Here is a 12,325-nt window from a genome sequence, read left to right on the forward strand (position 1 = left end):
CCTTTGGTGAAGGAAAAGCGGATATATTGCTAGGCACCCAAATGATAGCCAAGGGCCTTGATTTTCCTAATATCACTCTTGTTGGAGTCCTTTCAGCCGATACGATGCTACATCTGCCTGATTTCCGTTCTTCGGAAAAGACATTTCAGCTGCTGACGCAGGTCAGCGGAAGGGCGGGACGTCATCAGCTTCCGGGAGAAGTGGTCATCCAAACCTATACGCCTGAGCACTACAGCATCGAGCTTTCTGCCCTGCAGGATTATGATGCTTTTTATGAACGGGAGATGTATCTAAGGAGGCAAAGTCATTACCCTCCATATTATTATGTTGTCCTTATAACCGTTTCACATGAAGATTTAATGAAGACGGTGAGTGTTACTGAGAAAATCACCAATTATTTAGGCTCGCGATTGAATCGAGATTCTGTCGTACTAGGTCCGGTTGCTTCGCCCATTAGTCGAATCAACAATAGATATCGCTATCAATGTCTGATAAAATACAAACGAGAGCCGGACCTGAATCAGCATTTACGCACACTTTTAGAGCATTACCAAAAAGAAACCGCTCAAAATCATCTGCAGATTTCAATAGATTTAAATCCACAGATCATGATGTAATTATTTTAGAGATGGATGATTACCGCGAGCTGTAACAGCTTGCGTTTTTATATAATGAAGTGTTGTTTTTCATATCTAGGAGGGTACCTTTAATTTTGGCTATTTTACCGATTGTTTTGTTTCCTGAAAAAATTTTACAACAAAAATGCGATAAAGTAACAAGTTTTGATAAAAAGTTGGCAAAGCTGTTAAATAACATGTATGAAACGATGGTGGAGGCGGATGGCGTTGGACTTGCAGCACCTCAAGTTGGCGTGAAAAAGCAAGTGGCCGTCGTTGAAATAGAGGAAGGATCAGGTGCAATCGAACTGATTAATCCGGAAGTGCTGGAATTGGAAGGAGAACAGACAGGTGTTGAAGGATGCTTGAGCTTCCCGAATTTATATGGTGAAGTAGTGCGTCCTTTCCGTGTCAAAGTCCGGGCACAAGACCGAAAAGGATCTTATTTCGAGATAGAAGCGGAGGATTTCCTTGCTAGGGCCCTTCTACACGAAATCGATCATCTGCAAGGAGTCTTATTTACAAGTAAGGTTTCCCGGTATATTTCGGAAGAAGAGTTAGAAAGGTATGGAGAAGAATGACAAAAATAATTTTTATGGGTACACCGGACTTTTCGGTGCCGGTATTGAAAAGAATCATTGATGAAGGGTATGATGTGATCGCTGTTGTCACACAGCCAGATCGTCCAGTGGGCCGCAAAAAGGTGCTTACGCCGCCGCCAGTTAAAGTCGAAGCCGAAAAGCATGGGATACCCGTTTATCAGCCTGAAAAAATCCGGGAAAAAGAAGAACTTGAAAAAATCATTGCATTGAATGCTGATTTAGTGGTGACGGCGGCATTCGGACAAATTCTTCCGAATGAATTGTTGGATGCCCCTAAGTACGGTTGTATTAATGTACATGCCTCCCTGCTTCCTGAACTGCGTGGAGGGGCGCCAATTCATTATTCCATTTTACAGGGGAAAGAAAAGACAGGGATAACCATCATGTATATGGCAGAAAAATTGGATGCCGGTGATATATTGACTCAGGCGGAAGTTACTATAGAGGAAGAAGACAATGTTGGTACATTGCATGATAAATTAAGCAAGGTAGGGTCGGATTTACTTGCGGACACACTTCCAAAACTTATAAATGAAGAGTTACAGGCAATCAAGCAAGATGATGCTAAAGCATCTTTTGCGCCTAACATCAAACGGTCGGAGGAAAAAATCGACTGGTCGAAATCAGGGGAAGACATCTATAACCATGTACGCGGCCTGAATCCTTGGCCTGTTGCTTATACAACCTTAGACGGTTCCATTATGAAAATATGGCAAGTGAAGAAATTAGAAGCTGGCAAGCAGGCCTTGCCGGGCATGATCGTTGAGGTACAAAATGATGGTTTCATCGTTTCGACAGGCAATGAGACGGCAATACTAGTAACAGAACTGCAGCCTTCAGGAAAGAAAAAAATGCCGGCGAAAGATTACTTGCGCGGAGCCGGATCGTTCATTAAAGCAGGCATGAAGTTAGGAGAACAGAATGAAGCAAACTAAAAAGGGAGTACGTGAAATCGCTCTCGATATTTTGGAATCTGTAGAGAAAAACCAATCCTACAGTAACCTATTATTGAACAACTTGATTAAAAAGCACCAGTTATCCGCCGTGGACAGCGGTTTGCTTACAGAGATAAGCTACGGTACCATCCAGCGGAAAATGACTTTGGATTATTTTTTGAACCCGTTTATTAAACAACCTAAAAAAACGCAAAGCTGGGTCATCAATTTACTTAGACTTTCCGTTTACCAAATGGTCTATTTAGATAAAGTGCCTGATCATGCAATCATTTTCGAGGCCGTAGAAATTTCCAAAAAGCGCGGACACAAGGGCACCTCTTCGATGGTCAATGGTGTGCTTCGTAATATTCAAAGAAATGGTGTTCCTTCTTTAGAGGAAATTAAAAATGATCTGGAACGGCTTTCCATAGAAGTGAGTCATCCTATTTGGCTGGTCCAGCGTTGGGTAGAGCAATTTGGCTATGAAAAAACCAAGGAAATGTGTGAAATCAACTTAACTGCGCCATTACAGACAGGACGTGTTAATTTAAAAAAGATCTCACGCCGTGAACTGATCAGCATATTAACGGAAGAAGGATATGATGTTGAAGCGAGTGAAGTCGTTCCAGAAGCAATCGTCAGCTATAAAGGGAATCTTGCTCATTCAGAAAGCTATAAAATGGGGTATTTATCGATTCAGGACGAGAGTTCAATGCTAGTTGCCCATGCATTGGGTGCGAATGAAAATGATGCTGTGCTCGATTGCTGTGCTGCACCTGGAGGGAAAACGACCCATATCGCAGAAGGCTTGACCACAGGACAAGTATATGCACTCGACCTTCATGAACATAAGGTCAAGCTAATTAAAGAGCAGGCGGAGCGCCTAAAACTCAGAAACAATATTAAGACAATGGCTCTTGATAGCAGAAAAGTGCAAGAGCACTTTAATAAGGAAGGGTTTGACAGGGTCCTGATCGATGCACCATGTTCCGGGTTGGGAGTCATGCGCCGGAAACCTGATGTAAAGTATACTAAAACAAAAGATGATATAATGAAACTCTCAAGTATACAACAACAATTATTGGAATCGGCTGCCCCGCTTGTTAAGCAAGGAGGACGGTTAGTATATAGTACCTGTACGGTGGATAAAGAAGAAAATGACAAAGTCGCTGCAGCATTTTTGGAAAGCCATCCGGATTTTGAAAGCGATGCAACCTTGTCCACAAGAATGCCTGAAAGCGTTCAGCCATATATCGAGGGTCATACGCTGCAAGTTTTTCCGCAATATTTTAGCAGTGACGGATTCTTTATTGCGAGTTTTAGAAAGAAGGTGCTGTAATGGCAGAAATCACTAAATCATCTAGAGTAAGAAAAGACACGACACCAGAAAAACCATCGATCTACTCATTGGAGCTTCACCAAATTAAAGAATGGCTTCTTCAAAATGGAGAGAAGGCATTCCGGGCCGAGCAAGTATATGACTGGCTTTATAAAAAGCGTGTCTCCAGTTTTGAAGATATGTCCAACCTTTCGAAATCATTACGGGATAAGTTGGAGTCGCAATTCACCTTCACAACATTGAAGACTTTGATTCAGCAAACGTCCAATGACGGAACGATGAAGTTTTTATTTGAACTCCAAGATGGATATTCGATTGAAACGGTGCTGATGCGTCATGAATACGGAAACTCCATTTGCGTGACAACGCAGGTAGGATGCAGAATTGGCTGTACATTCTGTGCTTCGACACTAGGCGGTTTAAAGCGGAATCTTGAATCAGGGGAAATTGTTGCCCAGGTCGTTAAAGTTCAGCAAGCACTTGATGAGTCGGAAGAGCGTGTTAGTTCCGTCGTTATCATGGGAATCGGTGAACCGTTTGATAACTACGATAATATGATGTCATTCTTGAAGAATATAAACCATGAAAAGGGCTTGAACATCGGGGCGCGTCATATTACCGTTTCCACAAGTGGAATCATTCCTAAAATCTATAAGTTTGCCGAAGAAAGCATGCAAATAAACTTTGCTGTTTCCCTTCATGCACCGAATACGGAATTGAGAAGTAAATTGATGCCGATCAATAAGGCCTACAAACTTCCAGACCTGATTGAGGCCATCAAATACTATACAGAAAAAACAGGCCGCCGTGTAAGTTTTGAATATGGTCTATTCGGTGGCGAAAATGATTCAGTGGAGCACGCTGAAGAATTAGCAGTTTTAATAAAAGGGATAAAATGCCATGTGAACTTAATACCGGTTAACTATGTACCGGAACGCAACTATGTACGAACACCTCGGGACCAGATTTTTGAGTTTGAAAAAACATTGAAGAAGCGCGGCATTAATGTAACGATCCGAAGGGAACAAGGCAGTGATATTGACGCAGCCTGCGGCCAGCTTCGGGCCAAGGAGCGCAAAGAAGAGACGAGGTGACCCTATGAGGGCAATATTTAAGACAGACCGTGGAAAAGTCCGCCAGCATAATGAAGATAATGGCGGAATCTTTAAGAACTCGGAAGGCGTTCGCCTTGCCATCGTTGCAGATGGCATGGGCGGCCACCGTGCCGGGGATGTAGCCAGTGCAATGACGATAGACCTTCTGAAAAAGGGCTGGGAAGTATCCACCGGAATCGAAACGGCAAATGATGCCGAAGATTGGCTTAAGCAGCAAATCTTCACGGTCAATCAGTTGCTTTTTGAACATGCAGAAGCGAATACGGAATGTAAGGGCATGGGGACCACCATTGTTGCAGCCATTTGCACCGACAAGTTTGCTACCATTGCCAACATCGGGGACAGCCGGTGTTATTTGTATAATGAGAGTGGTTTTAAGCAGGTCACGGAAGATCATTCACTCGTTAACGAATTGGTCCGTTCCGGTCAGATTTCAAAAGAAGATGCCGAAAACCATCCACGGAAAAATGTTTTATTACGAGCCTTGGGGACAGAAATGCAAGTGGAAATGGACATTATGACGGTCATCTTCGAAGAAAATGATTTACTATTGCTTTGTTCGGACGGATTGACGAATAAAGTGAGTGAACTGGAACTGGAAGARACGGTAACCAATGCACAGTCACTTGAAGAAAAGGCGAATTCATTAATAGATAAGGCCAATCACTACGGTGGGGAAGATAATATCACCCTTGTGCTTGTTCAATTTACTGAAGAAAGTGAAAGCAGGTGAATTGAATGTTGATTGGCAGAAGGATCAACGGCCGTTATAAACTGATCCAGATGGTCGGCGGCGGCGGTATGGCTAATGTTTACCTTGCTAGGGATATGATCTTAGATAGGGATGTTGCATTGAAAATCCTTCGCATGGATTTTAATAATGACGAAGAGTTCATCAAGCGCTTCAATCGGGAAGCCCAATCGGCAACCAGTTTGGCCCATCCCAATATCGTAAGTATTTATGATGTTGGTGAAGAAGATTCCATCTATTATATTGTAATGGAATACGTTGACGGTTTTACACTTAAGCAATACATACAAAAATATTATCCAATTCCAGTTGATGAAGCCTTGGATATCATGAGGCAAATCACGGCAGCGATTTCCCATGCCCATCATAATGGGATCATCCATCGTGACATCAAACCACAGAACATTTTGATTGATAAGGAAGGAACCGTCAAGATTACGGACTTTGGCATTGCATTGGCCCTAAGTGCAACAAACATAACGCAGACCAACGCAGTCTTGGGTTCGGTTCATTATTTATCTCCGGAACAGGCCAGAGGCGGTATGGCCAATAAGAAATCGGACATTTATTCACTTGGCATCGTCATGTTTGAATTGTTGACGGGGAGATTGCCTTTTTCGGGTGAATCAGMCGTGTCGATAGCTCTTAAACATTTACAATCGGAAACTCCTTCACCAAAACGCTGGAATTCTGAAATACCCCAGAGTGTGGAAAATATTATCTTGAAAGCAACAGCCAAAGATTCATATTACCGCTATGAGAGTGTGGACTCGATGGAGGATGATATACGGACGTCGCTTAATCCGGAGCGTTCAAATGAACTTCCTTTTGCGATTCCCGAAGATCATGATGCAACAAAAGCCATCCCCGTCATAACGGATGATCAGCTTTCAAGCATCGATGAGACAATCATAAGGGGTCCTGAAAAAAATACGTTAGTTTATGCGGACGATGAGGAAAGTGAATCAGAAGCAGAGAGTAATTCAAAAAAGAAACAGAAGAAACAAAAGAAACAGAAAAAACAAAAAAACAAGTCGGAACACAAAGGTAAAAAGCGAAAGAACATGCCTGCGATCTTGGTGACCACCTTTTTAGTTCTCGCACTGCTTGCTGTTTTATCTGTCACAGTTTTACCTCCCCTCCTTGTCTCGAAGGAAGTGACGATCCCTGACCTTAAAGGGGAAGAATTGGATGACGCCATAACTGAATTGCTTGAAATGGATTTGGAAATTGGAGAGACGATCGAGATTGAAGATGAAGAGGTTGAAGCTGGTCTTGTGATCAAAACCAATCCTAAGGAAGGTAAGACGGTCAAGGAAGGTGCAGTGATCGATATTTATCAAAGCGTTGGTAAAGAGACGATTTCATTGTCCAGCTATGAAGGTCGAGATTACTCTGATGTTAAATCCCTGCTTGAAAAAATGGGATTCAAAAACATAAGCGTTACTGAAAAATATGATGACAGTGCTCCCGGCACGATCATAGATCAATCTCCCTCGGGTGCCACTGAGGTCGTACCATCGGAAACGGAGCTTGAGCTGACGGTCAGTAAAGGGGCAGATCTGTTGAGCTTGAAGAACTTAACGGGGTTCAATAAAGCTGCCCTTGATGATTATTCCAGTGAAAGTGGAATAAAGATCGATGTCGAAGAAGAAATCTATGATGATTCTGTAGCTGAGGGGCTTGTCATTTCCCAGTCACCGGAACCTGCTACGAAGGTGGAAAAGGGCAGTACTGTGAAAGTGGTCATTTCAAAAGGGAAAGAAGAGATTCCGCCCAAGATTGTAACGGAGGAAGTCAAAATCGAGTATGATCCGGTTGAGCCAGGCAAATCACAAAAAATCCAAATTTTCATCGAGGATATCGACAATAGCATGACGGAGCCTCAAGAAACATTCTATATATTGCAAGATGCCAAGAGAACGATCGAATTAATGGTTTCCCCGGATAAGAAAGCAGGATATAAAATCATGCGGGACAATCAGGTCATCATTGACGAATCCGTCTCATATCCAGAATAAATATAATAATTAGGAGTGTGGTTATGCCCGAAGGAAAAATTATCAAAGCATTAAGTGGATTTTATTATGTCCTTGATGGTGAAGAGGTCTATCAATGCCGTGGAAGGGGCCTGTTCAGGAAGAATAAGGTAACCCCGCTCGTTGGTGATTATGTTGTTTTTGAAGCGGAAAATAAAACGGACGGGACTGTGACCGAAATAAAACCGCGAAAGAATGAATTGATACGTCCGCAAATCTCGAATGTAGACCAGGCAATCCTTGTCTTTTCGGCAGTGGAACCTGATTTCAGTCCAGCCTTGCTTGATCGATTTCTCGTATTGATCGAAGATAACGAAATCGAACCGATTATCGTCGTGACGAAACTGGACTTGGTTACAGCTGAAAATCAAAAGAAATTGTCTCAGTATATCAAGGACTATCAGAAACTTGGCTATACTGTACTGGAGACATCTTCCGTTACCGCCGGAGGGATTGAAGAACTAGTGCCGTATTTAGAAGGAAAAACCAGTGTATTTGCGGGTCAGTCCGGTGTTGGGAAATCGTCTTTGCTGAATGCGATCAATCCGGAATTGGCTTTAAAGACGGATGATATTTCTTCACACCTGGGACGCGGGAAGCATACGACCCGGCACGTTGAATTGATCCATATTGGCTCTGGACTTGTCGCGGATACTCCAGGGTTCAGTTCACTTGAATTCATGGAAATGGAAGCTGAACGGCTATCCTATTGCTTCCCGGAAATGCATAAGCATGGGGAAGACTGTAAATTCAGGGCCTGTCTCCATGATAAAGAACCGAAATGTGCAGTGAAGGAAGCGGTTGATTCCGGGGAAATTCCCCGTTATCGATACGAGCATTATATGCAATTCTTAGAAGAAATAAGAGATAGAAAGCCGAGGTATTAAAATGGTTAAAATCGCACCATCCATTTTATCAGCTGACTTTGCAAAATTGGGAGAAGAAATTCTTGATGTGGAAAGGGGCGGAGCGGATTTGATCCATGTGGATGTCATGGATGGGCATTTCGTGCCGAATATAACGATAGGCTCACTAATTGTTGATGCTATCCGCCCAGTAACGAAGCTTCCGCTTGATGTTCATTTAATGATCGAACAACCTGATCGTTATATCGAGTCCTTTGCGAAAGCGGGAGCTGATTATATAACTGTACATGTAGAGGCCTGCACACATTTGCATCGAACGGTTCAATTGATCAAATCTTTTGGTGTAAAGGCAGGCGTGGTGCTTAATCCAGCCACTCCGGCTTCCTTGATACAACCTATAATCGAAGATATTGACATGGTATTGTTGATGACGGTTAATCCGGGTTTTGGGGGGCAAAAGTTCATTAAATCCGTTCTTCCGAAAATTGCCGAAGTGAAGGCGATGGCAGGAAAGTATAATCAAAATCTCGAGATAGAGATTGATGGTGGAGTAAATGAAGAAACGGCTAAACTATGTATTGAACAAGGGGCGACAATCCTGGTGGCCGGTTCGGCAATATATGATCAGAAAGATCGACACGCAGCGATTCAAAAGATTCGGGGAAAGTGATATAAGCCGACACTATCATATTCATATGATGGTGATCGGCTTTTTTTATCAATTAAACTAAGGCACCTTGGATATGATTTTTATATGGAAAAGGATGATTTCGATGATTATCAGTATAATGGCTGGAGGTCCGGAATGTTTTTGGCCGGATTTGACATGGTATAAGGAGAAGACAGATCTTTGGGTCGGGGTTGACAGGGGAGTATGGTCTCTGCTTGAAAAAGGTATCGAACCTAAGTACGGTTTTGGGGATTTTGATTCGGTTTCGGAAGGTGAATACGAAAAGATTGAGCAAATGCTGGAAGAAATCAATCTTTATTCCTCGGAAAAGGATGAAACGGATTTAGAAATCGCATTTAAATGGGCAATGGGGCAAAAGCCAAGAGAAATTCACATTCTGGGCGCAACAGGGGGAAGAATGGACCATTTTCTCGGGAATATCCAGCTGCTCCAAAAAGAAAGTGTCCTCCCTCATCATGGTGATATGGATATATACATAGTCGATCGGCAAAATATAATCACAGTAAAGACAGCAGGTTCATATAAGGTCACTGCTTTGAATGATAAGAAATACTTGTCCTTGCTCCCAGTAAACGCTGAAGTCACCGGCATTACTCTTTCGGGTTTCAAATATCCCCTGGACGATGCAAGCTTGGAAATGGGTTCGACGCTTTGCATCAGCAATGAACTAATTTCCGAATCTGGGAATGTTTCATTTGAGAAAGGCATATTAATGGTGATAAGAAGCAGTGATTAAAATTCATGCTTAGAGCAGATTCGGATATAATTACGATCATCCTATATCCGCTTAAAAGCTTATGTTGTAATAGAAAAATTCCACTTCATCTTTAATTGTGGGATGCAAAGAGGAGGGGCATGATGAAATTTTATACGATTAAATTGCCAAAAGTTCTGGGCAGTTTGGTAAGGGCTATGCTCGGAGCGTTTAAAAAAGGCTGATACTTATCTCCATGACACCTCTCAAATTAAGGGAGGTGTTATTTTTTAGTAAAATAGGGCGGCCATCCATTAATGGGTGAAGGCATCCTTCTTGATACAGACTGGACCTGGTCAAGGATTTGAAACCATCCCCATTAAATACCGGCCATTACAAGTAAAAAGGCATCCTAAGAGGATGCCGTAACATTATACGCGTTCTACTTTGCCCGATTTAAGAGCTCTTGCAGAAACGTATACACGTTTAGGTTTACCGTCAACTAAAATACGTACTTTTTGAAGGTTAGCGCCCCATGTACGCTTGCTAGCGTTCATTGCGTGAGAGCGGCTGTTACCAGAACGAGTTCTTCTTCCAGTGATTACACATTTACGTGCCATGTCAAATTCCCTCCTAACTACAACAAGCTTAAGTTTTTCGCAGTCGTCTTAAGTCTTTGTAAAATACTTTAATAATTTATCATACCTACCGCTAGAATGCAATACTTCAGTTAATTACTTTCAAGAAAAAAACCTTGACATACATACTTCAAAATTGAATTATATAGAGTACCGTAAGACATTTACTTTTAAAACCATAGACATTATAGTAAAATGTCTTTAGTTGATTTGATTTTTGGGAGGGAAAAGAAAATGTCTATCGAATTACAAACGAAGTATGGACAAATTGATATCTCTAATGAGGTTATCGCTACTGTAGCAGGCGGCGCAGCCGTGGATTGCTACGGAATTATAGGAATGTCTTCCAAAAAACAATTTAAAGACGGCATTGCCGAAATTTTAAGAAAAGAAAACTTTACTAAAGGTGTAATTGTCCGTCAAGAAGAGGAAGAAGTTCATATCGATATGTATATTATCGTAAGTTATGGAACGAAAATCTCGGAAGTTGCACATAATGTGCAATCAAAGGTAAAGTACACTCTGGACAAAACTGTAGGATTAGCTGTTGATTCCGTTAACATTTTTGTACAGGGAGTTCGTGTGACGAACCCTTAAGTATAGGAGGAAAGTTTTGTGTCAATTACAAGTTTGAACGGAAAGCGCTTTGCAGAAATGATCATTCAAGGTGCCAACCATTTAGCGGCTAATGCCCAAATGGTTGATGCGTTGAATGTTTTCCCTGTTCCGGATGGAGATACAGGAACGAATATGAATTTATCGATGACTTCGGGAGCGAAGGAAGTGCAAAATAACGTCCAGGAACACATCGGAAAAGTGGGTGCGTCGCTTTCAAGAGGATTGCTTATGGGCGCACGCGGCAATTCGGGAGTTATCCTTTCGCAACTGTTCCGCGGTTTTGCTAAAGCGATTGAACATAAATCGGAAATCAATAGTGAAGAATTTGCCCAAGCTTTTGAAGCAGGGGTTCAGACAGCTTATAAAGCCGTTATGAAACCTGTTGAAGGAACCATTTTAACGGTTGCAAAAGATGCAGCCAAGCAAGCGGTTTCATCAGCAGCAAAGCATATAGACCTAATTAAGGTAATGGAAGAAATCGTTACGGAGGCCAATGCTTCATTAAAACGAACACCTGATCTTCTTCCAGTCTTAAAAGAAGTGGGTGTCGTTGATAGCGGGGGGCAAGGGTTGGTGTTCGTATATGAAGGTTTCCTTGCTGAGCTGAAAGGTGAAGCCCTTCCAGTCCGATCCGCAAATGGTCCAAGCATGGATGACATGATCAGTGCCGAACATCATATGAATGTACAAGGACATATGAACACGGAAGATATCGTGTTTGGCTACTGTACGGAATTCATGGTCCGGTTGGAAAGTGAAAAACTTGCCAATCAATCATTTGATGAAGAAAAATTCAGAAATGATTTAAGTGAATACGGAGATTCTTTACTAGTCATCTCAGATGATGAAGTCGTCAAAGTACATATTCACTCTGAACAGCCTGGCACCTGCCTGAATTATGGACAGCAATATGGTAGTTTAATAAAAATGAAAATCGATAATATGCGTGAACAGCATACTGCGATTGTAGGTGAGACGAATACACCGCTTCAAACTAAACCGCCCACCAAAGAGAAGTACGCTGTAGTGTCAGTGGCGATGGGCGCTGGCATCAGCGAATTATTCAAAAGCATCGGTGCTAAGTCCGTCATCGAAGGCGGGCAAACGATGAATCCTAGTACGGAAGATATCGTTAAAGCTGTCGAAGGGGCATATGCAGATCATGTGATCATCTTGCCTAACAATAAAAATATCATCATGGCCGCCAATCAGGCTGCAGATGTACTTGGGGATCATGTGACTGTCATTCCAACGAAAACAGTACCACAGGGAATGGCTGCATTGTTGGCTTTCAACCCTTCACTTGATGCCGAAGAGAATAAAAAAGCGATGATCGAAGCCCTTTCGCATGTGAAAACGGGCCAGATTACTTATGCTGTCCGGGATACCAACATTGACGGTCTTGCAATCGAGACCGGGG

General features: G+C 42.4%; 14 protein-coding genes. 13 read left to right on the forward strand and 1 reads right to left on the reverse strand.

Annotation, left to right across the window (positions count from 1 at the left end; all coding sequences use genetic code 11):
- The 11 genes from priA to spoVM all read left to right on the forward strand — a co-directional run.
- On the forward strand, positions 1-617 hold a 617-nt coding region (gene priA, locus AC1DVB_RS21595; protein WP_477590880.1), incomplete at its 5' end, for a replication restart helicase PriA.
- 95 nt (positions 618-712) lie between these two features.
- Entirely contained in the window at positions 713-1,198 is a 486-nt protein-coding gene (gene def, locus AC1DVB_RS21600) for a peptide deformylase (protein WP_095678855.1), read from the forward strand.
- The gene (gene fmt, locus AC1DVB_RS21605) at positions 1,195-2,154 is read left to right on the forward strand and encodes a methionyl-tRNA formyltransferase (protein WP_034313796.1); all 960 of its coding nucleotides are present in this window, start codon (positions 1,195-1,197) and stop codon (positions 2,152-2,154) included. The genes def and fmt overlap by 4 nt, the downstream gene beginning before the upstream one ends.
- A complete protein-coding gene (rsmB, locus tag AC1DVB_RS21610; RefSeq protein WP_057278424.1) occupies positions 2,141-3,493 on the forward strand; it encodes a 16S rRNA (cytosine(967)-C(5))-methyltransferase RsmB in 1,353 nt (450 codons plus the stop codon). Before fmt ends, rsmB begins: the two co-directional genes overlap by 14 nt.
- Positions 3,493-4,587 (forward strand): dual-specificity RNA methyltransferase RlmN, encoded by a 1,095-nt coding sequence (rlmN, locus tag AC1DVB_RS21615; RefSeq protein ID WP_057278423.1) that lies wholly within the window; start codon positions 3,493-3,495, stop codon positions 4,585-4,587. Before rsmB ends, rlmN begins: the two co-directional genes overlap by 1 nt.
- Before the next feature lie 4 nt (positions 4,588-4,591).
- Positions 4,592-5,341, forward strand: a complete 750-nt coding sequence (locus tag AC1DVB_RS21620) for a Stp1/IreP family PP2C-type Ser/Thr phosphatase (protein ID WP_034313784.1) — start codon at positions 4,592-4,594, stop codon at positions 5,339-5,341.
- Between the two features lie 5 nt (positions 5,342-5,346).
- A complete protein-coding gene (gene pknB, locus AC1DVB_RS21625) occupies positions 5,347-7,380 on the forward strand; it encodes a Stk1 family PASTA domain-containing Ser/Thr kinase (protein ID WP_477590883.1) in 2,034 nt (677 codons plus the stop codon).
- A gap of 23 nt (positions 7,381-7,403) precedes the next feature.
- Positions 7,404-8,285 carry a ribosome small subunit-dependent GTPase A gene (rsgA, locus tag AC1DVB_RS21630; protein WP_053534359.1) on the forward strand — a complete coding sequence of 294 codons (882 nt, stop codon included), beginning with the start codon at positions 7,404-7,406 and terminating at the stop codon, positions 8,283-8,285.
- Between the two features lies 1 nt (position 8,286).
- Complete coding sequence (gene rpe / locus AC1DVB_RS21635; protein ID WP_057278421.1) at positions 8,287-8,934, forward strand: ribulose-phosphate 3-epimerase; 648 nt, start codon at positions 8,287-8,289, stop codon at positions 8,932-8,934.
- A gap of 103 nt (positions 8,935-9,037) precedes the next feature.
- Positions 9,038-9,691, forward strand: a complete 654-nt coding sequence (locus AC1DVB_RS21640) for a thiamine diphosphokinase (RefSeq protein WP_063576898.1) — start codon at positions 9,038-9,040, stop codon at positions 9,689-9,691.
- A 122-nt stretch (positions 9,692-9,813) separates the two neighbouring features.
- On the forward strand, positions 9,814-9,894 hold the full coding sequence (gene spoVM / locus AC1DVB_RS21645) for a stage V sporulation protein SpoVM (protein WP_034313769.1): 81 nt from the start codon (positions 9,814-9,816) through the stop codon (positions 9,892-9,894).
- A 186-nt stretch (positions 9,895-10,080) separates the two neighbouring features.
- Here spoVM and rpmB read toward each other — a convergent pair whose 3' ends face one another.
- Entirely contained in the window at positions 10,081-10,269 is a 189-nt protein-coding gene (rpmB, locus tag AC1DVB_RS21650; RefSeq protein WP_034313767.1) for a 50S ribosomal protein L28, read from the reverse strand.
- A gap of 252 nt (positions 10,270-10,521) precedes the next feature.
- On the opposite strand from rpmB, the gene AC1DVB_RS21655 reads away from it, so the two are divergent.
- Together AC1DVB_RS21655 and AC1DVB_RS21660 are read left to right on the forward strand one after the other, a co-directional pair.
- On the forward strand, positions 10,522-10,884 hold the full coding sequence (locus tag AC1DVB_RS21655; protein WP_034313762.1) for an Asp23/Gls24 family envelope stress response protein: 363 nt from the start codon (positions 10,522-10,524) through the stop codon (positions 10,882-10,884).
- 18 nt (positions 10,885-10,902) lie between these two features.
- Positions 10,903-12,325, forward strand: a 1,423-nt coding sequence (locus AC1DVB_RS21660) for a DAK2 domain-containing protein (protein ID WP_477590887.1), incomplete at its 3' end; no start/stop codon positions are given.

The sequence above is a fragment of the Peribacillus sp. P4_D6 genome, assembly GCF_056401795.1.

Bases quoted from the DNA above. Each gene is read 5' to 3' on its own strand.
- fmt (WP_034313796.1), top strand. From the start codon at position 1,195: ATGACAAAAATAATTTTTATGGGTACACCGGACTTTTCGGTGCCGGTA.
- rsmB (WP_057278424.1), top strand. From the start codon at position 2,141: ATGAAGCAAACTAAAAAGGGAGTACGTGAAATCGCTCTCGATATTTTG.
- rlmN (WP_057278423.1), top strand. From the start codon at position 3,493: ATGGCAGAAATCACTAAATCATCTAGAGTAAGAAAAGACACGACACCA.
- rsgA (WP_053534359.1), top strand. From the start codon at position 7,404: ATGCCCGAAGGAAAAATTATCAAAGCATTAAGTGGATTTTATTATGTC.
- rpe (WP_057278421.1), top strand. From the start codon at position 8,287: ATGGTTAAAATCGCACCATCCATTTTATCAGCTGACTTTGCAAAATTG.
- AC1DVB_RS21640 (WP_063576898.1), top strand. From the start codon at position 9,038: ATGATTATCAGTATAATGGCTGGAGGTCCGGAATGTTTTTGGCCGGAT.
- spoVM (WP_034313769.1), top strand. From the start codon at position 9,814: ATGAAATTTTATACGATTAAATTGCCAAAAGTTCTGGGCAGTTTGGTA.
- rpmB (WP_034313767.1), bottom strand. From the start codon at position 10,269: ATGGCACGTAAATGTGTAATCACTGGAAGAAGAACTCGTTCTGGTAAC.
- AC1DVB_RS21655 (WP_034313762.1), top strand. From the start codon at position 10,522: ATGTCTATCGAATTACAAACGAAGTATGGACAAATTGATATCTCTAAT.